The sequence below is a fragment of the Pseudonocardia wallangbongensis genome (assembly GCF_054486945.1).
The window spans coordinates 96,706-119,865 of record NZ_JBRERS010000005.1 but is presented as its reverse complement, the minus strand read 5'-3'; the positions used below and the strand labels follow the sequence as shown (position 1 = coordinate 119,865).

Here is a 23,160-nt window from a genome sequence, read left to right as displayed (position 1 = left end):
CACCTTGGCGCAGCGGGCAGCCCGTAACAATCGGCTAACGGAGCGACATCGCTCCCGCGAGTACGACGCTTGCGCGCTAGCTGAGAGCCTTGCTAGGCCGAACGGAGTACAGGACGCGCACAACATCACCGATCAGGCGCGTTCCGGCGCGTACAACCGACCCCTGGGCGCGTGCGAGCAACCCGGACTCTCAGGTTTCCGATCACGGGACGCCACCGTCCCTATCGTTCGGCCCCATGCGAAGGACAACCTCCGCAGTGGGCGGTCGCTCGGGTTCTGCCACCGAGCTGATCGGACGGGTCACTGCCGAACGAGGCAGCGACGGCGTCACGGACACGGGCCGCCACCGGCTGCCATCCCGCCACGCGGAGGCCGTGGTCACCACCGATGCGCCCCGGACGAGCTCCACCGCCCGGCGGCTCGCACCGCTGGCGGCCGGCGCCGTCGTGATGCTCGTGGCCACCGTGGTCGCCACGCTGGCGCAGCCCCCCGAGGACCCCTCGGTCGCGGCCCAGAACCTGAGCAACACCATTGCCCGTACCGATCCCGCCCAGGCACCGCCGGCCCCACCGACCGCCGAGCCCACCGCCGAACCGGAGGTCGCCGCAGAGCCGACCGCCGAGCCGACCGCCGAGCCGGAGCCCGCCACCCGCAAGCCCGAAGCCGCGGAGCGCAAGACGAGCGGCGACGGGCAGGCCGCAGCCGCGCCCCGCAAGAGCGAAGGCAAGTCGGCCGCAGGGGCGCAGGGCTGGACGCGCGTGGGCGGCGACGAGTTCACCAGCGGGCTGAGCAACCTGTGGAGCCCCTACGACAGCGAGGGGCACGACGGCGAGGGCCGTCGCACGCCGGACGCGATCAGCGTCCAGAACGGCATGCTCAGGATCCGCGGCGACTCCGAGGGCAACACCGGCGGCATGTCCTGGCAGGAGGACCAGCGCTTCGGCCGCTGGGAGATGCGCGCCAAGTTCCCGAAGGGCGACGACCAGTACCACCCGGTGCTCATCCTCTGGCGGGACGGCGGCGGCAAGGAGAACGGCGAGGTCGACTTCGCCGAGACGACGAGCGCCTCGCCCGATGTCTCCTTCTTCCTGCACTACGGCAGCGACCAGAAGTACGCGAAGAAGACGATCGACATCACGCAGTGGCACAACTACGCCGTCGAGTGGGTGAACGGCCGGATCACCGGCTACATCGACGGGCAGAAGTGGTTCGAGAGCACGGACGAGGAGACGCTGCCGCCGGGCAAGATGCACCCGACGATCCAGCTCGACTACTTCCCCGAGGGCGGCTCGCCGAAGGCCACCGAGATGTACGTCGACTACATGCGGATCTACCGCTAGTCCCGAAGCGTTTCCGACGATTGCCCAACACCCCGTCCCGCCCGGCGCTCCCCACCGGGCGGGACGGGACGTTTCACGGTGACGTCAGCATCCTGGCGAGCCGCGCATCGGACTCCCGCAAGGCACCCAGGTCGAACGTCGAGGTGGACGCGAGCAGCTCGTCGGCGCCCGTGCGGTGGACCGCCATGCCCAGCTCGGCGGCGACCGTGGCCTCGTCGCCGTGCCTGGGGGATGGAGAGCCGGCGGAGCCGGCGGGGTGGGTAAGCGCAGTGCGACCCACGGCGTCCTCCACGACCGTGCGCTGCCGGTCGGACAGCACCCGGTCGGCGTCGACGGGCTCCAGCGCCGGGAACCGGCCGGTGGTGCGGGCCGCGGCCAACGCCCACGCCTCGGGGAGGGCGAGCTCGCGGGCGGCGGCCGTCGAGTCGGCGATCAGCACGTCGAGGGAGATCACCACGTACGGCCGGCCGCCGGCGGCCCGGGCCCGGGCCCGGTAGTCGTCGAGCGCGGCGCCGACGTCCGGGCTGTCCAGCACCGGGCCACCGAGCACCACGGGAAGGCCCGCGTCACCGGCGACCGCGAGGCCCCGCCCGGTGGCCAGCACGTACACCGGAACCGGGCGCTCCAGCCGGGGCCGGGCCGTGACGGGGCCGCGGCCCTCGAGGTAGGAACGCAGCTCGTCGAGATCGGCGGAGAAGGTGTCCGGCGCGTCGGCCGCGCGGCGCAGCGCCCTGCGCACCGGCGGGGTGAAACCGAGCGAGCGGCCGACGCCCAGGTCGATCCGGCCCGGGAAGAGGGCGTCGAGCATCGCGAACTGCTCGGCAACGACCAGCGGCTGGTGGTTGGGCAGCATCACGCCGCCGGAGCCGACCCGGATCCGGTCGGTGCGGGCGGCGACGGCCGCCATCAGCACCGGCGGGCTGCCGCTCGCGATGCCGGGGACGGCATGGTGCTCGGCCACCCAGAACCGGTGGTACCCGAGGCGCTCGGCGCGTTCCGCCCGCTCGACCGTGTGCCGGAGCGCAGCGGCGTCCGGTTCGCCGGCCCGCGTGCGCGAGCGGTCGAGCAACGAGAGCCTGACCTGCGGAACCACACCCGGGTCAACGCGGAGGGCCGGACCCACCATTCCGCCGGCGGGACGTCGGGGTCATCGGCGCCGTTTCGGGTGCGCAGGGCCGCCGCGGACCTGGCGGGCCAGGTCGCCGCGCGGGCCGACGTGGGTGGGGTCGGCCTTCCTGGCCTTGGCGCGGCGGGCCGCCCGGTTGAGCGGAGCGGGCTCCTCGTCCGGGGAGTCCGGCTCGACGGGCTCGGGCTCCTCGTGGCTGGGCTGGACTGGGTCGGTCACGGAGAACCTCCGAGGTCGGTGGTACGGGGCAGTGGTCTCAGAGGATCATCGACGCAGCGTAGCCCCCGCCCTGAGCAGCAACGAGCCTTTTCGTCAGAGCGCCGTGGCACGGTGCCCCCATGGACGTCTCGGAACACGTGGCCGCACTCGAGGTGCAAGGGAGAGCGCTCGCTTCGGCCGCGGAGCAGGCCGGACCCGACGCCGCGGTGCCGACGTGCCCCGGCTGGACCGTGCGCGACCTGGTGGCCCACACCGCCGGCGTGCACGACTGGGCGGCGTCGTTCGTGCGGGCCGACCCCGATGCGGAACAGGAGCGCGAGCTGCCACCCGCGCGACCTGGTGAGGACGTCGTGGCCCGGTACCGAACGGCCCTCACCGGCCTCGTGGCCGCGCTGCGGGCCGCGCCCGGCGAGCTCGTCACCTGGATCTTCCTGCCCGCGCCCAGCCCGCTCGCGTTCTGGGCGCGCCGGCAGTCCCACGAAGCGGCGATCCACCGAGCCGACGCGGAAGCCGCGGCGGGATCGTCGGTGACGTACCCGCGCGGCTTCGCCCTCGACGGCATCCGCGAACTGCTCCTCGGGTTCCACGCACGGCGCGGGCGGCGGCTGCGCTCGGAACGGCCGCGCCGGCTGTTGATCGCGCCCGACGACGCACCGGAGTCCTGGCTCGCCGCCATCGGGCCGGAAGGCTGTCGCACCGAACTCGCCGGCCCGGTGCCGGACGCCGACTGCACGCTCCGGGGATCGGCGAGCGATCTCTACCTGGCGCTGTGGAACCGGCCTGCGGCGGCGCGGGTGGAAGGCGATCCCGGGGTCCTCGACCTGTGGGGTGAGCGGGCGCGGGTCACGTGGAGCTGACCGGGCGCGGGGATCGGATCAGCAGGCTCGCCAGCACGTCGTCCGCCCCCAGCGCGGCGTAGGTGTGCGGCACGTCGGCCGCCCATTCGGCGTGCTCACCGGGGCCCGCCCGGCGTGGGGCGTCCACCGGGCCGGCCTGGAGCACGCCGGCGAAGACGGTTACGTGCTCGGTGACGCCCGAGTGATGGGCGGGTGAGCGTTGCGAGAGGCCCGCCGGGATGCGCATGTGGCACAGCTCGTAGGTCACCGGTCCGTCGTCGAACACCCGGAGCACCTGGATCTGCACCGCGGCGCCGCGGAGGGTCGTGGGCGGGCTGAGCAGAGTGGTCAGTGGCAGGTCGAGGGCGGCGGCCACGGCGTGCAGGGTGTCGAGGGTGGGGTTGCGGGTGCCGGCCTCCAGCCCGGAGAGCGTCGCCTTCCCCACGGCCGCGCGGCGGGCGAGCTCCGACAGCGACATGCCGCGGCGTTCGCGCAGCTCCCGGACCCGGCGTCCGACGTCGGCCGCGCCCTCGGTGAGGGCGGGTCGCGCAACACCCTCGCTCGCCGCTGACACATGGGTTATCGTCCCATCGTTCCGTAAACGGAACGGATGGGAGGGACCGTGCGACTGCAACCCGTCCTCGCCGGCATCGTGACGGCACTCGTCGGCTTCTCCAGCGCGTTCGCCGTAGTGCTCACGGGGCTGCGTGCGGCCGGTGCCGACGAGCGCCAGGCGGCGTCCGGACTGTTGGTGCTGTGCCTGGCCAGCGGCCTGGTGGCGCTCGTGCTGGGGCTGCGCCATCGGATCCCCATCAGCATCGCCTGGTCCACTCCGGGTGCGGCGCTGCTGATCTCGGCGAGCACGCCGCCCGGCGGCTTTCCCGCCGCCATCGGCGCGTTCCTCGTCTGCGGCGTGCTCGTCGTGGTCGCCGGGCTGGTGCCCGCGGTCGGACGGCTGATCGCGCTGATCCCGGTGCCCATCGCGAGCGCGATGCTCGCCGGGGTACTCGTGGAGCTGTGCCTCGCCCCGGTGCGGGCGCTGGCGGAGGTTCCGCTGCTCGCCGCGCCCGTGATCGCGATCTGGGCGCTCGTCGGCCGGTTCGCCCGGACCTGGGCGGTGCCGGCCGCGCTCGTGGCGGCGGCCGTCGCGATCGGGCTGACCGGTCCCGGGCTCGGCGACCTCGCGCTCGCCCCCGCGCTCGTGTGGACCACGCCGACGTTCGACCTCCCGACCGTCGTCGGGCTCGGCATTCCGCTCTTCCTCGTCACGATGGCCTCGCAGAACGTGCCGGGCGCCGCGGTGCTCGCCCAGTACGGCTACCGCGCGCCGATGCGCCCGATCCTGACCAGCACCGGCCTGGCGACGATCGCCACCGCACCCTTCGGCGGTCACGCGGTGAACCTCGCGGCGATCAGCGCCGCGCTCGCCGCAGGCCCCGACGCCCACCCGGACCCGCGGCGACGCTTCGTCGCGTCCGTGACGGCGGGCATCGGCCTCGCCGTCCTCGGCCTGGGTGCGGGCTTCGCAACAGCCCTGCTCGTGCTCTCCCCACCGGTGCTGATCGAGGCGGTCGCCGGGCTCGCGCTCCTGGGTGCGCTGGCCGGGGCGTTGTCCTCGGCCGTGTCCGAGCCGGACCGGCGCGAGGCCGCCGCCATCACGTTCGTGGTGACGGCCGCGGGAATCGGGTTCCTCGGGATCGGGGCCGCGTTCTGGGGCCTGCTGGCCGGGGCCGGAATGACCCTCCTGCACCGGCGACGGGCGAAGGCGGAGGCGGTGAGCGCGGCGCGGTGAGGCTCACCCCCGTTGCAGCAAAGCCACTTCCATGCACGCAGATGGCATGAATGTGGCTTTGCCGCAGTCGCGGTCAGCTCGTCAGGCCGCGGCGCACCAGGAGCGGCGCCAGCTCCGGGTCGCGGCCGCGGAAGGCGCGGTAGGCGTCCATCGGGTCCACGGCGCCGCCGCGGGAGAGCAACTCACGGCGGAACGCGTCGCCGTTCTCCCGGCTCAGGCCGCCGTTCTCGGCGAACCACTCGACGGTGTCGGCGTCGAGCACCTCGCTCCAGATGTAGGAGTAGTAGGCCGCGCTGTAGCCGCCGCCGAAGGCGTGGTTGAAGTACGTGGTGCGGTAGCGGGGCGGCGCGGTCGGTTCGGCGACACCCGCGGCGGCGAGCGCGTCGGCCTCGAACCGCTCGACGTCGGCGATGTCGTCGTCCGGCCCGAGCCGGTGCCACGCCTGGTCGAGCAGCGCCGCGGCGAGGTACTCGGTGGTGGCGAACCCTTCCCCGAAGCGGCGCGCCGCCGCCAGCCGCTCGACGAGCTCCGCCGGCAGCGGCTCACCGGTCGCGTGGTGGCGCGCGTAGCTCGCGAGGATCTCCGGGTCCTCCAGCCACATCTCGTTGACCTGCGACGGGAACTCCACGAAGTCGCGCGGCACCGAGGTGCCGGAGAACGTCGGGTACCGCACGTCGGAGAAGAGGCCGTGCAGGGCGTGGCCGAACTCGTGGAACATCGTGCGCACGTTGTCGACGGTGAGGAGGGTCGGCTCGCCGTCGGCGGGCTTGGCGATGTTCAGCGTGTTGAGCACCACCGGCGACGTGTCGAACAGCCGGGACTGCTCGACGAAGGAGTTCATCCACGCACCGCCGCGCTTGGAGTCGCGGGCGTAGAAGTCGGCGACGAACAGGCCGAGCTGGCCGTGCTCGTCGAGCACGTCGAAGACCCGGACGTCGGGGTGGTAGCGGGGCAGGTCGTCGCGCTCCGCGAAGCGGAGCCCGTAGAGCCGGCCCGCGGCGTGGAAGACGCCGTCGTGCAGCACGCGCTCCAGCTCGAAGTACGGCCGCAGCGCGCCGGTGTCGAGGTCGAAGCGCTCCCGGCGTACGCGCTCGGCGTAGAAGGCGCGGTCCCACGCCTCGATCGCGAAGCCGGCAGCGCTGGACAGCTCGGCCGCCTCCTCCCGCGCGTTCGCCACCGCCACGGGGGCGAGCTTGCCCAGCATCGCGTCGATCGCCTCGACGGTGCCCGCGGTGCCGACCTCGACGACCCAGGACGCGTGGTGCGGGTGGCCCAGCAGCGTGGCCCGCTCCGCGCGCAGCGCGACCATGCGCAGCACGATGTCGCGAGTGTCGTGGTCGCCACCGAGGCCACGGGCCGTGGAGGCGCGGTGCAGCCGCTCGCGCAGCCCCCGGTCGGTGAGCGAGGCGAGCGCCGGCTGCCCCGTCGGAAGCACGAGCGTGAGCAGGTGGGAACCCTCGTGCCCGCGCTCGGCCGCCGCCCGCGCCGCCGCCGAGACCGAGCCCGTGGGCAGGCCGTCGAGCTGTGCTGCGTCCTCGACGAGCACGGCCGCCGCGTTCGCCCCGGCGAGCAGCCGCGTGCCGAACTCCGTGGACAGCGCCGAGAGCTCGGCGTTCAGCTCCTTCAGCCGCTCCTGCTCGGCGGGCGCGAGGCGGGCACCCGCCCGGACGGCGTCGCGGTGGAGTCGTTCCAGCAACCGCAGCGACTCGGCGTCCAGGCCGAGGTCGTGCCGGGCCGCGAACAGCGCCTCGATGCGGGTGAAGAGCACCGGGTCGAGCATGATCGCGTCGGCGTGCGCGGCGAGCTGCGGCGCCACCTCCGCCTCGATCCCCCGGATCCCCGGCGTGCTGCACGAACCGACCAGCGTGAAGAACACCCTCGACACGCGCCCCAGGGTGGCCCCGGACCGTTCCAGCGCGACGATCGTGTTCTCGAACGTCGCGGGCCCCGGATCCGCGATGATCGCGGCGACCTCGGCCCGCTGCTCGGCCATCCCGGCGGTGAACGCCGGGAGGAAGTGCTCCTCGCGGATCGCGTCGAAGTCCGGGAACTCGAAGGGCAGCGAGCTGGGGGCGAGGAACGGGTTGCCGGTCACCCGCGCGAGCATAGGTCCGTGACACGGGTGCAGGTCGGGGTCGGAGCCGTGGTTCGGGACGACGGGCGGATCCTCGTGCTGCGCCGGGCGGGCGCCCACGGCGCGGGCACGTGGGGGCTACCGGGCGGGCACCAGGAGTTCGGCGAGTCACCGGAGGGCACGGCCGAGCGCGAGACGCTCGAGGAGACCGGTCTCGTCGTGCAGCCGACCGTACGGCTGGGTTTCACCGACGACCCGATGCCCGAGATCGGGCGGCACTACATCACGCTCTTCATCGGCTGCGCCCGACTCAGGGGTGAGCCGGAGCTGCGGGAGCCGGAGAAGGCCACCGCGCTCGCCTGGTTCACCCCCGACGAGCTGCGCGCCCGCCGCGCCGAGCTGTTCGAGCCGCTCCGCCGCTGCCTCGACGCCGGTCTGCTGGCCGCGAAACCTGCTTGACCTGAACCCGGGTCGAGGTCGCAGGCTGATCGTCATGGATGTCGCCGCCTACCTCACGCGGATCGAAGCCATCCGCCCGGCCGCCCCGACGAGTGCCGCCCTCACCGCGCTGCACCGCGCGCACGTGCGGTCCGTGCCCTTCGAGGACTACGACATCCACACGGGCGTCGCGATCTCGCTGGATCCGGACGCGCTGGAACGCAAGATCGTCCACAGGCGCCGCGGCGGGTACTGCTACGAGCTCAACGGGCTGTTCGGGGCGCTGCTGCGGGACCTCGGCTTCACGGTCACGCTGGTCGCGGCATTCTCGCTGGACGACGACGGCACCCGCGGCCCGGCGAACGACCACCTGCGGCTGCTGGTCGACGCCGTCGACGGCAGCTGGATCGCCGACGTCGGCAACGGCGCGCGGTGGCCGGAGCCGGTGCCGCGGCGACCCGGCGTGCACGGCCGGGTGCAGGTGCACCGCGACGGCGACGTCTGGTGGGCCAGCGAACGTCGCGGCGACGGGCGGTGGGAACGGGGCTGGGCCTGGACGCCGCAGCCGCGGGAGCTCCCCGACTTCGCCGAGCGCAACCGCTACCAGCAGCACGACCCGACCTCGGACTTCGCCGGCAGGCGGGTCGCCGCGCTGGCGACCCCGACGGGCCGGATCTCGCTGGTGAACGGAGTGTTCGCGGAGCTCGACCGGGGCGTGCGGACGGAGCGGGAAGTCTCGCCCGCCGAGGAGTGGGCGCTGCTCGCGGACCGGTTCGGGATCGTGCTGGACCGCTCGTGGGCCGAGCGCGTCCCTCAGCTCGCGGGCTGCTGATCACGACAGCAGTTGCGCGGCCTTCTCCCCCAAGGCGACCGCGGTGGCCGCCGTACCCCGCCGAGGAGCGACCGGCAACACCGACGTGTCCACCACCCTCAGCCCGGCGACCCCGTGGACGCGCAGGTGCGGGTCGACGACCGGCCCGATCGCGGCGCTCCCGCACATGTGCACGGCCGTGCCGAGGTGGGCGCCGATCCAGCCGTCGAGCGCGCGGTCGCTGCCCAGCACGTCGCCGCCGGGTGCCACGGGCGTGCCGACGCCCGCCCGCAGCAGGTCGGCGGCCGTACGGATGGCGTGCCGCAGCAGGCGGCGGTCGTGCTCCGTGCGCAGGTAGTGGTAGTCGATCCGGGGCCGGGCGCGGGGGTCGGGTGAGGTGAGGGTGATCGTGCCGCGGCTGTCGGGGCTCGACACCGTGCACATCAGGTGCAGCTCGCCCGTGGGCGTGAACGGCCGGACGAACGCGAGCACCTCGACGTCGCCCGCGGGGTCGGCGCCCGCGTCCCAGTCGAGCGCGGCCTGGCTGCCCGGCGCGTGCGGGTGCGCGGGCGGGTCGGCGGTGGTGAACGGCACGAACACGGCCGGGTGGTCGGTGAAGCCCTGCCCCACGGGCAGGTCGCGCAGGACCGGCACGCCCACGGCGCGCAGCGCGTCGGCGGGGCCGATCCCCGACAGCATCAACAGGTGCGGGGTGGCGACGCCCCCGGCCGCGAGCACCACCTCCCCCGCCTCGACGACCGTGCCGTCGAGCAGGGCGACGCCGCTCGCGCGGTCGCCGTCGAGGAGCACCCGGACCACCGGGGTGTCGGCCAGCACGGTCAGGTTCGGGTGGCCGCCGAGGTAGGCACCGGCGGCGCTGGTGCGCACCCCGTCCCCCGCGTTGCTCGGTACCAGGCCGGCACCGGGCGGCGCGCCGGCGTTCTTGTCGGGTTCCAGTGGGTGGCCGAGCCGCTGCGCCGCCGCCAGGAACCGCTCGGCCACCGGGTGCCGCAGCGGCCCCGCGGGGCGGCGGACCGGTACCGGTCCGCGGTCGCCGTGGCCGGGTGCGTTCGGGAGGTCGAGGTCGTGCTCGGAGCGGACGAAGTGCGGCAGGAGGTCGGCCCACGACCACCCGGGCAGGTCCCAGCGCGCGGTGTCGCCGGGGGTGGCACGCACCCAGTTGGCCCCGTTGATGGCGCTCGACCCGCCGACCACCCGTCCGCGCGGCACGGCGACGGTGTGCCCGGGCCGCAGCTCGGCGGCGTAGGACCAGTTCAGCGGGTGTCCGGGTCGGGCCCCGTCGAGCCAGTTCGGGGACGCCGCGACCGGCCCGGCCTCGAGCAGCAGCACCCGCCGCCCCGCGTCCTCGGCGAGCCGGCCCGCGAGGGCGCAGCCCGCCGATCCGGCGCCGACCACCACCACGTCGTACACATCAGGGAGGATGCCTGGTGATGAGCGATCTCGCGCAGGATCTCGCGGCCTTCCTCACCGCGGCGCCCACCCCGTACCACACGGTCGCCGAGGGCGTCCGCCGGCTGGACGCGGCGGGCTTCACCGAGCAGCCGGAGGCCGGGCCGTGGGAGGACCGTCCCGGTGGCCGCTACCTGGTGCGCGACGGCACGCTGCTGGCCTGGTTCGTCCCCGAGGGCGCCCCTCCCGGCACGCCCATGCGGATCTTCGCCGCGCACACCGACTCGCCCACGCTCAAGGTCAAGCCGCGTCCCGACACCGGGTCCGCCGGATGGCGGCAGGTGGCGGTGGAGGTCTACGGCGGGGCGCTGTGGAACTCGTGGCTCGACCGCGACCTCGGTCTCGCCGGGCGCCTCGCGCTCTACGACGGCTCCACCGTGCTGGTCGACGTGCGCCGCCCGCTGCTCCGGGTGCCGCAGCTGGCGATCCACCTGGACCGGCAGGTCAACCAGGGCCTCAAGCTGGACGCCCAGGAGCACCTCCTGCCCGTCTGGGGGCTGGGCGCTCCCGCTGCGGGCGACCTGATCGGGTTCCTGGCGAAGGAGGCCGGGGTCGATCCGGCCGAGGTGGCCGCGCACGACCTCGTGGTGCACGAGCTCACCCCACCCGCCCGGCTCGGCGAGCACGAGGAGCTCCTGGCCGGTCCGCGGCTGGACAACCTCGCGTCCGTGCACGCCGGCCTGTGCGCCCTGCTCGCCGCGGCCGACGACGCCGCCGGTGTGATCCCGGTGTTCGCCGGTTTCGACCACGAGGAGATCGGCAGCGCCTCCGCAACGGGGGCGGCCGGTCCCCTGCTCGAGACCGTGCTCACGCGGCTCGCAGGCGGGTTCGACGCCCGCGGTGCGGCGTTCGCCGGATCCCGCTGCCTCTCGGTGGACGTCACCCACGCCGCGCACCCGAACTACCTGGACCACCACGACCCGAGCCACCGCTCGGTGCCGAACGGCGGCCCGGCGCTGAAGGTCAACGCCAACCAGCGCTACGCCACCGACGCCCCCGGTGCCGCCGCGTGGCACCGCGCGTGCCGGGACTCCGGCACCCCCACGCAGGTGTTCGTCAGCAGGAACACCGTGCCCTGCGGCAGCACGGTCGGGCCGATCCTCTCCACGCGCCTGGGCATCCGCACCGTCGACGTCGGGATCCCCGTGCTCTCGATGCACTCCGCGCGCGAGCTGTGCGGGGTGCAGGACCCGGCCCACCTCGCCGCGGCGGCCACCGCGTTCCTCACCGACCCGCTCTGATCCCCTCGAAGACCCGGGCGAAGCTCGCGCCGCCGTGGCCCTCGGCGACCTGCCGGGTGAGGAGGGCCTGCAGCGGTGCCACGACGTCGGCGCCGACCCCGTGCTCGGCACTGACCTGCACGATCAGGTCGAGGGCGGCCTTGTTGAACGCGACCGTCTGCTCGCCGGCCGTGGTGTAGTCGCCGGAGTCGACGAACGCCGCGTTGCGGGGAAGGCCCGCCGCCATCGCCGTGACCCAGGACACGGCCCGCTCGGCGAACTCCCCCGCACCGACCCCGGCCGTGCCGACGAGCGCGGCGCCGTGGAAGAAGCCGCCGAACATCGTGTACATCCCCGTCAGGAGCGCGAGGTCGTACAGCGCGGCGAGCCCGGCGTCGGCGCCGAAGAACTCCGCCGTCCCGAGCAGTTCGAGCGAGGGCCGGTACCGGTCGAACCCGGCTTGCGAGCCGCTGTAGAGGAACCGCGCCCCGTCCTTCCCGATCATGGGCGGGGTCGCCATCATGCCGCTGTCGACGTAGTCGATGCCGTGCTCGGCGGCCCACTCGGCCATGTCGCGGGCCTGCCGCGGGGTGCCGGTGCTGAGGTGGACCAGCGTGCGTCCGGCGAGCTCGCCCGCGACGGGCTCGAGGAGCCCGCGGGCGGCGGCGTAGTCGAGCACGCAGACGAGGACGAGCCGGCTGGCCGTCACCGCCTCGGCGACGCCGGCGGCGGCGGGGGCCGCACCCCGGGCGACCAGCGGTCCGGCCCGGCCGGGCGTGCGATTCCAGACGGTGGTCGGGTGGCCGCCGGCGAGCAGTACCTCGGCGATCCGGGAGCCCATGGCGCCGAGCCCGATCACGGTGACGGGCGGGTGGTCGTGCTGAGACATGGTCTTCCTCTCGTCGATGTCCCGGTCGACCTCACGCTGCCGCCACCCGCTGTCGCTCCACGCACGGCTTTCGCACGGATCGGGGTGGATCTACCGTGGTGCGCATGCCCCCCGGAAGTCCGCACCGAGGAGGTCGCGTGAGCGAGGACGACTCCCTCGCCGACGGCCCGGACGTCTACTGGTTCGTCGGCGGCCCGCTCGACGGTCGCGTCGACACCCGCGAGCCGTCCAACCCGCCCCCCGGCACCGTGCGCTACGTGCACCTGCACGAAGGTCCGAAGATCGTGCACCACTACGACCTGCACGAGGTGGCAGGCCACGGCGGCGAGTACCGGCTGCGCGACCCGGGGTCCGACCAGGGTGAGTGACAGGCGTCACGCATCTGATCGCCCGCGAACGTCCTCCTCGGTCCGGCGGGTGGCGGCAACTCCGGGGGCGCCGCTACCCGCCACCCCCCGGCGCAGCAGCACCGGCAGCGCCCCCGCGATCAGCAGGCCCGCGGCGGCGAGCAGCGGCGCACCGCCGGCGGCCCACGCGGCGTACACCGCGAACGTCGCGACCTCGGTGCCCAGCCCGGCCACCGAGGTCACCGTGGCCCGCGAGGCGCTCGCGATCCGCTCCTGCAGCCGTGCGTCGAGGACCACGAGCACCGCCCGGTAACCGCCGTAGAACGCGGCGACGGCGACCACACCCGCCGGGTGCCCGACCACTCCGGCGGCGCCGAGGAGCACCATCGCCGTCCCGAGGAGCGCCGCCAGCGCCCACGCGGGCAACCGGCCGGCCGCTCCCCCGAGCGCCGCGCCCGCCGTCCCACCCAGGACGATCGGCACGGCCGCGAGCGGAACCGCGGCCGGCTCGATCCCCCAGCCCGCCAGCAGCAGCGGGAAGTACTCCTCGACCGCGTCGTACGCGGTGAGCACGGCGGCGGCCAGCAGCACGGGCCGCACGCCGGGGGTGCTCGTCGCCTCCGTGACGCCGGCGCGGAGCGTGGCGAGGTAGCCGGTCCCGCCACCGTCGTCACCGCGGGGCGGTTCCGGGAGCGTCGCGGCGACCCCGGCCGCGGCGAGGCAGGTGCCCACGCTCACCCAACCGACGAGCGGGAACCCGCCCACGACGAAGAGCCACGTGGCCGCGAGCGCCGCGGGGAGCTGGGCCACCAGCTCCACGGCCGCCACCCAGCCCGCGACGCGCGCGTAGTGCTCCCGCGCCCCGACCGCGTCGAGGCCGTCGTGGAGCAGCGCCTCCTTCGCCCCGGAGACCAGCGAACCGCCGCACCCCCAGAGCACGAAGCCGAGCGCGAACCCGGGGAAGCCGGGCAACAGCACCCACGCCGCATACCCGGCCGCCTGCAGCACCCCGGCCGCCACCAGGCACGAACGGCGGGAGAACCGGTCGGCGAGCGCACCGGACGGCACCTCCGTGAGCATCCCGACCGCCGACCAGATCGCGAACAGCGCGGAGACCTGCGCGACGGACAGGCCGGTGGCCGTGAACAGCAGCGCGTACAGCGGGTACAGCGGTACGAGGTCGGCGAGCAGCGCCCAGCCCACCAGGTGCCGGGCGAGCGGGCGTGCAGGGGGCGGCAACGTGCGTCAACCGGGCATGGCGGGAGGCTAACCGCATCGACGACCGGAACCCAGCGGTTTCCCGGCCTGGCAAGATCGAGAACGTGCTCACAGCTTCCGTGTACCTCGTCACCGGCATCCAGGCCGCGGGCAAGTCGACGGTGGCGCAGGCCCTCGCCGAACGGCTGCCGGGCCGCACGGTCCACGTCCACGGCGACCAGTTCCGCCGCTGGATCGTGAGCGGACGCGCCGAGATGACCCCGGACGCCGGCCCGGAAGCGGTCCGCCAGCTGCGGCTGCGGCACCTGCTCACCGCCCGGACCTGCGACACGTACGCCGACGCCGGATTCGCGGTGGTGGCCCAGGACGTCGTGCTCGGCGAGGAGCTCCCGGCGCTGGTGGCCGCGATCCGCACCCGCCCGCTGCACGTGGTCGTCCTCGCCCCACGCCCGGACGCCGTGGCGGCCCGCGAGGCGGCGCGCGGGAAGCGGGCCTACGGCCCGTGGACGGTGGAGGCGCTCGACCGGTCGCTGCGGACCGAGACACCGCGCGTCGGGCTCTGGCTCGACAGTTCCGAGCTGTCGGTCACCGAGACCGTGGAGGAGATCGTGCACCGGGCCGCCGAGTCGAAGGTCGGGTGAGGGCGCTGTCGCGAATGTGCAATCCCCGCGGACGGGCCGTGTGCGATGCTGCCCGCGTGTACGGCTACCTCGGCAGCATGCGGACCCGGCCCGGCAGGCGGGACGAGGTGATCGCCCTCCTGTTGAAGAGCCTCGACGCCCTCCCGGCCGCGGGGTGCCTGTCCTACGTCGTGAGCGGATGCGCGGACGACGACGACCGGATCTGGGTCAGCGAGGTCTGGGAGAGCGCGGAGCACCACAGCGCCTCCCTGCAGCTTCCCGAGGCCCGGGCCGCGATCACCACGGCCATGCCGATGCTCACCGGCGAGTTCACGAGGCAGGAGACGCGGGTGGTGGGCGGGCTCGGGCTCCCGGTTCCGGGGCCCGGGCGCGGGTAGTTCCACCTGGCGGCGCATCACGACACTGCGCCCGTCGACGCTGCGGCCCACTTCGGCGAGGGCTGTTCACCTTGCCCCCTGATCCGCCGTACTGAGCGGAGGGGGCTCCTGAGCAGGGCAGGCATCCCCATCTGGCGGAAGCGGGGGGATTCGAACCCCCGAGTGGTTTCCCACTGCTCGCTTTCAAGGCGAGTGCATTCGGCCGCTCTGCCACGCTTCCGCCGATCAGGGTAGCCGCCGGACCACCCACGTCGCGGGGGATGTGGTGGGATCTGCGCGGGAGGGCACCATGCGGTTCGACGAGAACGCCCAGCTGGACACGTCACACATCGACGACCTGCGCGGCAGCGGCGGCGGGATCGGCGGGCGGGTCGCGGTCGGCGGCGGCGGCCTCGGCGTCGTCGGCCTGATCGTGTACTTCCTGCTCAGCCAGCTGGGTGGCGGGGGTGGGGGGATCGACCTGGGTGGCCTCGGCGGGCTGGAACAGGGTCGGTCGGCCGACACGTCCCAGGCGGCGTCGACCTGCCGCTCCGGCGAGCAGGCCAACACCGAGCTGGACTGCGAGGTCGTCGCGGTCGTCAACTCGCTCGACGGGTACTGGAGCGACACCTTCGCCCGCTCCGGCATCACCTACCAGGCGCCGCGCACCAACTTCTTCAGCGGCGGCGTGCGCACCGGCTGCGGCAGCGCGTCGTCCGCGGTCGGGCCGTTCTACTGCCCGGCCGACCAGGAGGTCTACATCGACCTCACCTTCTTCCAGGAGCTCGAGACGCGCTTCGGGGCGGAGGGCGGCCCGTTCGCGCGGGCGTACGTCATCGCCCACGAGTACGGGCACCACATCCAGGCGCTGCTCGGCACGAGCGAGCGCGTGCGGGCGGGCGAGACCGGCCCGACGTCCGGCTCGGTGCGGCTGGAGCTGCAGGCCGACTGCTACGCCGGGGTGTGGGCGAACCACGCCGAGTCGGTGCCGACCTCGTCCGGGCAGCCCCTCATCGTCGGCGTGACGCGCGAGGACGTGGCGGCCGCGCTCGACACGGCCGAGCGGATCGGCGACGACTACATCCAGAGCAACCTCGGCGGCGGCCAGGTGGACGAGAGCCAGTTCAGCCACGGCAGCTCCGCGCAGCGCGAGCGCTGGTACAGCACCGGCTACGAGACGGGCGACCCGACGCGGTGCGACACCTTCGCCCGCGGGGTGAACCTCGGCTAAGTCCTGCAGCGGTAGATCGTGGTCATGTCTCGGGTCGGCGACCGTAGTGGCTGGTACGAGCGCTGTGGTGATGTCGGGTCGTCGGCCCGGCTGCGCGGCAGCTCATCCGAGCGGACCTGATCGGCTGGACGGGCCTGCGCACGCGGCGGCGGGGGCCGATGCCCGTCGATGCGCGGGCATGATCCGAAGTTTCGGTTGTCCATGGCTGTCGCCACGACCATGGACGCCCGATACCTCGGATCTTGGCGGGGAAGATCGCGAGTATCGGTTCATGAACCTCACCGGCTCGTAGCCCGATCGACCCACCCCTTCGGCCCGGCCCCGGGCGCGGCTACACCCGTTCCCACCCCGCGGGGTGGTCCGGTGGGCGCCACTACCGTCCCCCGGGGTGGCCGTCCCCGACGCGCTGGCACGCCCGTCCACGACGAGACCTGCGACGAGCCGTACCGACCGGGACGTCCTTCTCGCACCGAGCCCGTCGCTGGCCCAAGTCCGGGCGCGTCACTCCGCGTCGAGGAGCGCGCGGCAGGCGTCCAGGCCCTCGACCTCCAGCTTCCACTCCGGCCGCACGAAGCCCTCGGGAGTGAGCACCAGGCGCACGTCCTCCGCGGGCTCCCCGCGCCGGACGACCCAGGTGGAGCCGTCGGGCCGGTAGCCGAGGCGCGCCGACACCCGGTGCGAGGCAGCGTTGTCGGCGAAGGCGGCCGATCGGGCGCGCACGGCGCCGAGGTGGTCGAACGCGAACGCGAGCACGGCGGCACGCATCTCCGTGCCGAACCCGCGGCCCTGGTGGCGCATCCCGATCCACGAACCGGTCCCGACCTCACGGAGGGTCCGGAACTCGGCACCGGTGAGCCCCTGCATGCCGATCACCCGGCCGTCGTGCCGGACCAGGAAGTTGATCGTCCAGTCGTCGGGCGCGACCCGGGCGCGTACGCCCCAGTTGTGCTGCAGCACGCTGCGGCCCAGCTCACGCCGGTCGCCGTCGGTCCACGGAACGGCGAACGGCATCCGGTCCGGCGGGTGCACACCCCTGCGGGCCTCGTCGACGAGCTCCAGCAGCCCGGCGTCGTCGTCCGGCCGCAGCTCCAGCCGCGACGTGCGCAGCACGAGGTGGCGGAGGGGCCATGGCTCCGGCTGGTCCATGCGACCACCTTGCCGGAGCAGCGCGCTCCCGCTCGACCGAATAGCGTCACCGGCATGCATGCGATCACGGTGCGGGAGCCGGGCGGCCCGGAGATGCTCGAGTGGACCGAGGTCCCGGACCCGGTCGCGGGTCCGGGCGAGGTCGTCGTCGACGTCGTGGCGAGCGCGGTCAACCGCGCCGACCTGCTGCAGCGCCAGGGCTTCTACCCGCCGCCGCCCGGAGCGTCGGACACCATCGGGCTCGAGTGCTCCGGCCGGATCTCCGAGCTCGGGGACGGCGTCGAGGGCTGGCGGGTCGGCGACGAGGTGTGCGCGCTGCTCGCAGGCGGCGGGTACGCCGAGAAGGTCGCCGTGCCGGCGGCCCAGCTGCTGCCGATCCCGCCGGGCGTCGACCTCGTGACGGCGGGCGGCCTGCCCGAGGTGGTGTGCACGGTGTGGTCGAACGTCGTGGACAAGGGGCGGCTCGCCGCGGGCGAGACGTTCCTCGTGCACGGCGGGACGAGCGGGATCGGCTCCCACGCGATCCAGGTGGCCAAGGCGCTCGGCGCCCGGGTGGCGGCCACGGCGGGCGCCCCGGACCGCCTGGAGCGCTGCCGCGCGCTCGGCGCCGACATCGCGATCGACTACCACGACGACGTCCCGGCCCGGTTGAAGGAGGCCACCGACGGGCACGGCGCCGACGTCATCCTCGACAACATGGGCGCGAAGGGCCTCGCCGCGAATCTCGACGCCCTCGCGTACGACGGCCGCCTGCTGATCATCGGTTTCCAGGGCGGCGTGAAAGCCGAGATCAACCTGGGCAAGCTGCTGGGCAAGCGCGGCAGCGTCACGGCGATGGGGCTGCGCGGCCGCCCGGTCGACGGGCCCAACGGGAAGGGGGTCGTGGTCGCGGGTGTCCGCGAGCAGGTGTGGCCGCTGTTCGCCGACGGGCGCGTGAAGCCGGTCGTTCACAGCAGCGTGCCGCTGCCGGATGTCGCCAAGGCACACGCCCAACTGGAGTCGGGTGGCGTGATCGGGAAGATCCTGCTGCCCCTGGCCTGACGCGCCCGGGGGGACCACTCGTTACCGTGGTGCGGTGACCCAGCCACAGGAGAACAACGGCGAGAACGGCGACCAGCAGGTCATGGTCATCGGCCCGGACGGGCGGCCGGTGGGCGTGGCGCGGGTCCCGCAGCCCGACGAGGACGCCGAGGATCAGGGAGTCAGCTCCATGGTCGAGCAGCCGGCCAAGGTGATGCGGATCGGCACGATGATCAAGCAGCTGCTCGAGGAGGTGCGCGCGGCGCCGCTCGACGAGGCCTCCCGCAACCGGCTCCGCGAGATCCACGAGAACTCGATAAAGGAGCTGGAGGACGGCCTCGCGCCCGAGCTGCGCGAGGAGCTGCACCGGCTGAGCCTCCCGTTCACCGACGACTCGACGCCGTCGGACGCGGAGCTGCGGATCGCGCAGGCCCAGCTGGTCGGCTGGCTGGAGGGGCTGTTCCACGGCATCCAGACGGCGCTCTTCGCCCAGCAGATGGCCGCCCGCCAGCAGCTGGAGCAGATGCGCCGCGGCCTCCCGCCCGGGGCCGTGCCGCAGCCCGGCCAGGAGGGCGGGCTGGGCCGGGGAACGGGCCAGTATCTGTAGCCATCCGGCTCCGGACCGTCACAGCCGCACCGCCCGGGACGGCCCCGCGACCCGCCGGTACCCTCGCCTGGTGGCTCAGACGATGACCACCGGCGACGACCGGGCCGAGGGCGCCACCCCTGCCCGGCCGGTTGTGGCCGACGTCCCCGGCTCACGAAGCTGGCAGCGCGCGTTCGGTGACCTCGGGCAGGGTTGGAAGCAACGCCCGCTCTGGGGCTACCTGGGCTGGCAGGACATCAAGCAGCGCTACCGGCGCTCGGTGCTCGGGCCGCTGTGGGTCTCCATCAGCATGGCGGTCGTCGCCACGGCGATGGGCATCCTCTACGGCGCGCTGTTCCAGATGGACATCGCCACGTTCCTGCCGTACGTGGCCACGGGGTTGCTGATCTGGAACTTCGTCAACGGCTGCATCCTCGAGGGCAGCGAGGTCTTCATCGCCAACGAGGGCCTGATCAAGTTCCTGCCCGCGCCGCTGTCGCTGCACGTCTACCGGCTGGTCTGGCGGCAGACCCTGTTCTTCCTGCACAACGCCGTCGTGTGGGCCGTCCTGATGGTGATCTTCCCGCACCCGCTCGGCTGGTCGCTCCTGCTCGCGCTCCCCGCGTTCGCCATCCTCGTCATCAACGGGGCATGGATCTCCGTGCTCGCCGGCATCGTCGCCACCCGCTTCCGCGACATCCCGCCGATCATCGCGAGCGTCTCGCAGCTGCTGTTCTTCATGACGCCGATCGTCTGGCAGTACGACACGCTCCTGAAGAACCCGGCGGTGGCCGAGCGGGCACGCATCGCCGAGCTCAACCCGGTGCTGCACTTCGTGGAGATCCTGCGCCAGCCGCTCCTGGGCCAGACCATCGTCTGGCGGCACTGGTACGTCGTCGGTGTGATCACCCTGGTGGGATGCGTCGCCGCGCTCGTCTTCCTCCGCAACTACCGTTCCCGCGTGGCGTACTGGGTCTGAGGGGCGCATGGTCAGCATCGACATCGAAGGCGCCGCCGTCGACTTCCCCATCTTCGACGCCAAGACGCGGTCGCTGAAGAAGGCCGTGCTGGGCCGGGCGGGCGGCCGCATCGGCACGGACTCCAAGGTCCCGATCATCGAGGCCCTCCGCGACGTCACGGTGTCGCTGCGCCGCGGCGACCGCGTCGCGCTCGTGGGGCACAACGGCGCCGGCAAGTCCACGCTGCTGCGGTTGATGTCCGGCATCTACGAGCCCACCCGCGGGCGGGCGAGCGTCACCGGCAAGGTGGCGCCGGTGTTCGACCTCGCCGTCGGGATGGACCCGGAGATCTCCGGGCTGGAGAACATCATCATCCGCGGGCTGTTCCTCGGCATGACCCGTAAGCAGATGGAGTCGCGGGTCGACGACATCGCCGAGTTCACCGAGCTCGGCGACTACCTGTCGATGCCCCTGCGCACCTACTCCACGGGCATGCGGGTGCGGCTCGCGCTCGGTGTGGTCACGAGCATCGACCCGGAGATCCTGCTGCTCGACGAGGGGATCGGCGCCGTGGACGCCGAGTTCCTCGTCAAGGCACGGGACCGGCTGAACGAGCTCGTCGAGCGATCGGGCATCCTGGTGTTCGCCTCCCACTCCGACGAGTTCCTCGCCGACCTGTGCGACACCGCGATATGGATGGACCAGGGCACCATTCGCGAGCAGGGCTCGCTGCGCGAGGTGCTCCACCACTACAAGGGACGTGACGTGCTGGCCGAGATCGACGCCCGGTGAAATCTGCCCCGCTCCCGGCAGGTTCCGTCGTCGCGGTGGTGGTCACCCGCCATCGCACCGAACTGCTCGCGGAGTCGCTCGCCGCGCTCTCCAAGCAGACCCACCCGATCGCCCACCTGATCGTGGTCGACAACGGCCCCGACCAGTCCGCGCAGGCGGTCGTCGACAGCTGCGACCTGCCCTCCACCTGGATCCCGTCCTGGACGAACCTCGGTGGCGCCGGCGGGTTCGCCCTCGGCATGCTGCACGCCCTCGCGATGGGCGCCGGCTGGATCTGGCTGGGCGACGACGACGGCATGCCGGCCGACGAGTCCACCCTCTCGACGCTCGTCGACCTCGCCGAACGTCGGCGCCTCGCCGCCGTCTCGCCCACGGTGGCCGACAAGGCCCGCCCCGACCGGCTCGCCTTCCCCGTCCGGCGCGGGCTCACCTGGCACAAGTCTCGCGCCGAGCTCGCGGCCGACATCAAGCACGGCGCCGACGACGAGCTGCTGCCCGGGATCGCGGCCCTGATGAACGGCGCCCTGTTCCGGGCATCCACGCTCGACGTCGTCGGCGTGCCCGACCTGCGGCTGTTCGTGCGCGGGGACGAGGTGGAGGTGCACCGGCGGCTCGTGCGCTCCGGGCTACCCTTCGGCACGTCGCTGCGGGCGGCGTACCTGCACCCCGCCGGCGGCGGCGACGACAAGCCGATGCTCGGCGGCCGGCTGCACGCCCGCGACCCCGACGACCCGGTGAAGCGCTACTACACCTACCGCAACCGCGGCTTCCTGGTCTCCCAGCCGGGGATGCGCCGGGTCGGGGTGCTGGAGGTACCGCGGTTCGCCTGGTACTTCCTGGTGACGAAGCGCAGCCCGCGCGAGTTCCTGCAGTGGGTGCAGCTGGTCCGCCAGGGGCGGTCGGAGCGCTTCCGACGCCCCTGAGAATGTGTTTGAGAAGCGCGGAGCGGGCGGCAGAGGCAAGCCGGAACCGGTTTGGATCACTCGCGTCTGCCGCCCACGTGCGGGCTTCTCGAACACGTTCTTCAGGCGTCTTCGATCAGGCGGCGGGCAGCCAGGCGTCGAGGCGGCCGTCGTAGTCGGGCGCCGCCCGCAGGCCCCGTCCCGCCGCCCGCGTGAGCCAGCCGAGCTCGATGAGCCGGCGGGTGAGCGCCGCCGGTAGCGCGCCGGCCAGGTGTGGCCGCCGTTGGGTCCAGTCCACGCAGGTGCGGGCGAACACGCGCCGCGACCCCTCGATCGACCGCGGGTCGACTCCCACGGCCGTCACCAGCGTGCGCCCGGTGGCCGTGAGCTCGTGGTCCCGCTCGCCGACCGGCCTCAGGGCACCCGCCTCCATCAGGCGGTCGCGCAGCTCGACCCCGCGCCGGCCCGCGAGGTGGTCGTAGCAGGTCCGGGCCTCGGTGAGGGTCTTCGCGGCACGGTCGGAGCGCAGCGAGCGCACCGGTGTGGCCGGGGCCAGCTGTGCCATGGCTTCGAGGACCGCGGCCACCCGCGGCCCGGCCAGCCGGTGGTAGCGGTGCCTGCCCTGCACGTGCACCACGACGAGGCCGCCCTCCACCAGCCGGCGCAGATGACCGGTCGCGGTGGCCGGGTGCACCCCGGCGCGGCGGGCGAGCTCGCCCGCCGGCAGCGCGTGTCCCTCGGCCAGCGCCGCGAGGATGGCGATCCGCGCCGGATCGCCGAGGAGCGACGCCAGCGGCCCCAGGTCCCGGTCGAGCATCCCGCGAGCTTCCCACAACGACAGTTGGGCCCGGACCAAAGCGTCGGCTGCCTACCGTCATCCCCATGACGACCACGGAGCAGATCGAGCACATCTTCACGGCATGGGACGACGCGCTCGGCGCCAAGGACCTCGACGCCGCGATGGCCCTCTACCAGCCCGACGCCACGTTGGAGAGCCCGCTCGTCGCCTACCTTCTGGGCACCGGGCAGGGAGTGGTGCGCGGCCGGGAGAACCTGCGGAGGTTCGTCGAGAAGGTGTTCGCGCACCAGCCGGCGAAGCGGCGCCGGCACCGCGCCGGCTTCCTGACCGACGGCTCCCGTCTGACCTGGGAGTACCCCCGCGAGTCACCGGATGGCGACCAGATGGACCTCGTCGAGGTGATGGAGATCCGCGACGGGCTCATCGCCCACCACCGGGTCTACTGGGGCTGGGTCGGCGTGGCCATGCTCGCCGGCGGGGAGCACCCGAGGTGAGGGTCAGCGGCGGAAGACCACGGTGCGGAGCATCACGAAGTTGATGACCGTGGCCGTGCCCTGCGCGATCACCCAGGCCAGGCTCGTGCGGAACGGGAGCTGCGGCAGCACCGCCAGCATCAGGGCGTTCATGCCGATGTTGATGACGAACGTGGTGCCGTAGAGCAGCACGAAGCCGGCGAAGCGGGCGCTGCCGCCCTCGGTGGCGGTGAAGGTGAAGCGGCGGTTGAGCAGGTACGCCGTGGTGGTGCCGAGGATGAAGCTGATGGCCTTGGCCAGGTGCACCCAGGTGCCGAGCGAGAGCAGGGCGTGGTAGACGCCGAAGTCGACGAGCGCGGAGAGCACACCGACCACCACGAACCGGCTCAGCTGCGCGGCGAGGCCGGGCTGGGCCGATGCGGGCTGGGTCGCGGTCACCGGTCAAGGGTAGCGAGTGGCCGCGGTCCGGGCTGCC

General features: G+C 73.6%; 26 protein-coding genes and 1 tRNA gene. 16 read left to right on the top strand and 11 right to left on the bottom strand.

Annotated elements, in window-relative coordinates:
• The first annotated feature begins 236 nt into the window (after positions 1–236).
• Positions 237–1,340, top strand: a complete 1,104-nt coding sequence (locus ACU436_RS19580) for a glycoside hydrolase family 16 protein (protein ID WP_459027267.1) — start codon at positions 237–239, stop codon at positions 1,338–1,340.
• Between the two features lie 73 nt (positions 1,341–1,413).
• Here the strand turns inward: ACU436_RS19580 and ACU436_RS19575 are convergent, their stop codons facing one another.
• A complete protein-coding gene (locus ACU436_RS19575; protein WP_459027265.1) occupies positions 1,414–2,433 on the bottom strand; it encodes an MsnO8 family LLM class oxidoreductase in 1,020 nt (339 codons plus the stop codon).
• Positions 2,434–2,487: 54 nt separating this feature from the next.
• A complete protein-coding gene (locus tag ACU436_RS19570) occupies positions 2,488–2,685 on the bottom strand; it encodes a hypothetical protein (protein WP_459027263.1) in 198 nt (65 codons plus the stop codon).
• Positions 2,686–2,804: 119 nt separating this feature from the next.
• Here ACU436_RS19570 and ACU436_RS19565 point away from each other — a divergent pair, with 119 nt between their 5' ends.
• A complete protein-coding gene (locus ACU436_RS19565; RefSeq protein WP_459027261.1) occupies positions 2,805–3,542 on the top strand; it encodes a maleylpyruvate isomerase family mycothiol-dependent enzyme in 738 nt (245 codons plus the stop codon).
• Here the strand turns inward: ACU436_RS19565 and ACU436_RS19560 are convergent.
• Entirely contained in the window at positions 3,529–4,095 is a 567-nt protein-coding gene (locus ACU436_RS19560) for a helix-turn-helix domain-containing protein (RefSeq protein WP_459027260.1), read from the bottom strand. The genes ACU436_RS19565 and ACU436_RS19560 overlap by 14 nt on opposite strands.
• Positions 4,096–4,143: 48 nt before the next feature.
• Between ACU436_RS19560 and ACU436_RS19555 the strand changes: the two genes are divergently transcribed.
• Positions 4,144–5,313 (top strand): benzoate/H(+) symporter BenE family transporter, encoded by a 1,170-nt coding sequence (locus ACU436_RS19555; protein WP_459027258.1) that lies wholly within the window; start codon positions 4,144–4,146, stop codon positions 5,311–5,313.
• Positions 5,314–5,386: 73 nt separating this feature from the next.
• Here ACU436_RS19555 and ACU436_RS19550 read toward each other — a convergent pair whose 3' ends face one another.
• Positions 5,387–7,420, bottom strand: a complete 2,034-nt coding sequence (locus ACU436_RS19550; protein ID WP_459027256.1) for a M3 family metallopeptidase — start codon at positions 7,418–7,420, stop codon at positions 5,387–5,389.
• Positions 7,421–7,426: 6 nt separating this feature from the next.
• Between ACU436_RS19550 and ACU436_RS19545 the strand changes: the two genes are divergently transcribed.
• Positions 7,427–7,846, top strand: coding sequence for a nucleotide triphosphate diphosphatase NUDT15 (locus tag ACU436_RS19545; protein ID WP_459027254.1), 420 nt, complete (start codon positions 7,427–7,429; stop codon positions 7,844–7,846).
• Between the two features lie 34 nt (positions 7,847–7,880).
• Positions 7,881–8,657, top strand: a complete 777-nt coding sequence (locus tag ACU436_RS19540) for an arylamine N-acetyltransferase family protein (RefSeq protein WP_459027253.1) — start codon at positions 7,881–7,883, stop codon at positions 8,655–8,657.
• On the opposite strand, the gene mftG is transcribed toward ACU436_RS19540, so the two are convergent.
• Positions 8,658–10,067: a mycofactocin dehydrogenase MftG gene (gene mftG / locus ACU436_RS19535; protein ID WP_459027251.1), complete on the bottom strand. Its 1,410-nt coding sequence runs from the start codon at positions 10,065–10,067 to the stop codon at positions 8,658–8,660.
• A gap of 20 nt (positions 10,068–10,087) precedes the next feature.
• Here mftG and ACU436_RS19530 point away from each other — a divergent pair, with 20 nt between their 5' ends.
• The gene (locus ACU436_RS19530; RefSeq protein WP_459027250.1) at positions 10,088–11,347 is read left to right on the top strand and encodes a M18 family aminopeptidase; all 1,260 of its coding nucleotides are present in this window, start codon (positions 10,088–10,090) and stop codon (positions 11,345–11,347) included.
• Here ACU436_RS19530 and ACU436_RS19525 read toward each other — a convergent pair.
• Positions 11,331–12,215 (bottom strand): NAD(P)-dependent oxidoreductase, encoded by an 885-nt coding sequence (locus tag ACU436_RS19525; RefSeq protein ID WP_459027248.1) that lies wholly within the window; start codon positions 12,213–12,215, stop codon positions 11,331–11,333. The genes ACU436_RS19530 and ACU436_RS19525 overlap by 17 nt on opposite strands.
• Before the next feature lie 137 nt (positions 12,216–12,352).
• Here ACU436_RS19525 and ACU436_RS19520 point away from each other — a divergent pair, with 137 nt between their 5' ends.
• On the top strand, positions 12,353–12,583 hold the full coding sequence (locus tag ACU436_RS19520) for a hypothetical protein (RefSeq protein WP_459027246.1): 231 nt from the start codon (positions 12,353–12,355) through the stop codon (positions 12,581–12,583).
• A gap of 6 nt (positions 12,584–12,589) precedes the next feature.
• On the opposite strand, the gene ACU436_RS19515 is transcribed toward ACU436_RS19520, so the two are convergent.
• Positions 12,590–13,801 carry an MFS transporter gene (locus ACU436_RS19515; protein WP_459027244.1) on the bottom strand — a complete coding sequence of 404 codons (1,212 nt, stop codon included), beginning with the start codon at positions 13,799–13,801 and terminating at the stop codon, positions 12,590–12,592.
• Positions 13,802–13,884: 83 nt separating this feature from the next.
• Between ACU436_RS19515 and ACU436_RS19510 the strand changes: the two genes are divergently transcribed.
• Together ACU436_RS19510 and ACU436_RS19505 are read left to right on the top strand one after the other, a co-directional pair.
• On the top strand, positions 13,885–14,421 hold the full coding sequence (locus ACU436_RS19510; RefSeq protein WP_459027243.1) for a phosphotransferase-like protein: 537 nt from the start codon (positions 13,885–13,887) through the stop codon (positions 14,419–14,421).
• A gap of 56 nt (positions 14,422–14,477) precedes the next feature.
• Entirely contained in the window at positions 14,478–14,798 is a 321-nt protein-coding gene (locus ACU436_RS19505) for a putative quinol monooxygenase (RefSeq protein ID WP_459027241.1), read from the top strand.
• Positions 14,799–14,930: 132 nt separating this feature from the next.
• Here ACU436_RS19505 and ACU436_RS19500 read toward each other — a convergent pair.
• Positions 14,931–15,018 (bottom strand) — tRNA-Ser (locus tag ACU436_RS19500).
• A gap of 69 nt (positions 15,019–15,087) precedes the next feature.
• Between ACU436_RS19500 and ypfJ the strand changes: the two genes are divergently transcribed.
• On the top strand, positions 15,088–16,008 hold the full coding sequence (gene ypfJ, locus ACU436_RS19495) for a KPN_02809 family neutral zinc metallopeptidase (protein WP_459027239.1): 921 nt from the start codon (positions 15,088–15,090) through the stop codon (positions 16,006–16,008).
• Between the two features lie 501 nt (positions 16,009–16,509).
• Here the strand turns inward: ypfJ and ACU436_RS19490 are convergent.
• On the bottom strand, positions 16,510–17,154 hold the full coding sequence (locus ACU436_RS19490) for a GNAT family N-acetyltransferase (protein WP_459027238.1): 645 nt from the start codon (positions 17,152–17,154) through the stop codon (positions 16,510–16,512).
• Between the two features lie 54 nt (positions 17,155–17,208).
• Here ACU436_RS19490 and ACU436_RS19485 point away from each other — a divergent pair, with 54 nt between their 5' ends.
• The 5 genes from ACU436_RS19485 to glfT1 all read left to right on the top strand — a co-directional run bounded on the left by ACU436_RS19485 (position 17,209) and on the right by glfT1 (position 21,434).
• Complete coding sequence (locus tag ACU436_RS19485; RefSeq protein ID WP_459027236.1) at positions 17,209–18,195, top strand: NAD(P)H-quinone oxidoreductase; 987 nt, start codon at positions 17,209–17,211, stop codon at positions 18,193–18,195.
• Positions 18,196–18,229: 34 nt separating this feature from the next.
• Complete coding sequence (locus ACU436_RS19480) at positions 18,230–18,781, top strand: bacterial proteasome activator family protein (RefSeq protein ID WP_459027234.1); 552 nt, start codon at positions 18,230–18,232, stop codon at positions 18,779–18,781.
• A gap of 82 nt (positions 18,782–18,863) precedes the next feature.
• A complete protein-coding gene (gene wzm / locus ACU436_RS19475; protein WP_459028147.1) occupies positions 18,864–19,739 on the top strand; it encodes a galactan export ABC transporter permease subunit Wzm/RfbD in 876 nt (291 codons plus the stop codon).
• A 7-nt stretch (positions 19,740–19,746) separates the two neighbouring features.
• Positions 19,747–20,511 (top strand): galactan export ABC transporter ATP-binding subunit Wzt/RfbE, encoded by a 765-nt coding sequence (wzt, locus tag ACU436_RS19470; RefSeq protein ID WP_459027233.1) that lies wholly within the window; start codon positions 19,747–19,749, stop codon positions 20,509–20,511.
• Positions 20,508–21,434 (top strand): galactofuranosyltransferase GlfT1, encoded by a 927-nt coding sequence (glfT1, locus tag ACU436_RS19465; RefSeq protein ID WP_459027232.1) that lies wholly within the window; start codon positions 20,508–20,510, stop codon positions 21,432–21,434. The genes wzt and glfT1 overlap by 4 nt, the downstream gene beginning before the upstream one ends.
• A 115-nt stretch (positions 21,435–21,549) precedes the next feature.
• On the opposite strand, the gene ACU436_RS19460 is transcribed toward glfT1, so the two are convergent.
• The gene (locus tag ACU436_RS19460) at positions 21,550–22,230 is read right to left on the bottom strand and encodes an ArsR/SmtB family transcription factor (protein WP_459027230.1); all 681 of its coding nucleotides are present in this window, start codon (positions 22,228–22,230) and stop codon (positions 21,550–21,552) included.
• Between the two features lie 65 nt (positions 22,231–22,295).
• Between ACU436_RS19460 and ACU436_RS19455 the strand changes: the two genes are divergently transcribed.
• A complete protein-coding gene (locus ACU436_RS19455) occupies positions 22,296–22,706 on the top strand; it encodes a nuclear transport factor 2 family protein (protein ID WP_459027228.1) in 411 nt (136 codons plus the stop codon).
• A 3-nt stretch (positions 22,707–22,709) separates the two neighbouring features.
• Here the strand turns inward: ACU436_RS19455 and ACU436_RS19450 are convergent, their stop codons facing one another.
• Complete coding sequence (locus tag ACU436_RS19450; RefSeq protein ID WP_459028145.1) at positions 22,710–23,123, bottom strand: GtrA family protein; 414 nt, start codon at positions 23,121–23,123, stop codon at positions 22,710–22,712.
• Positions 23,124–23,160: the final 37 nt, after the last annotated feature.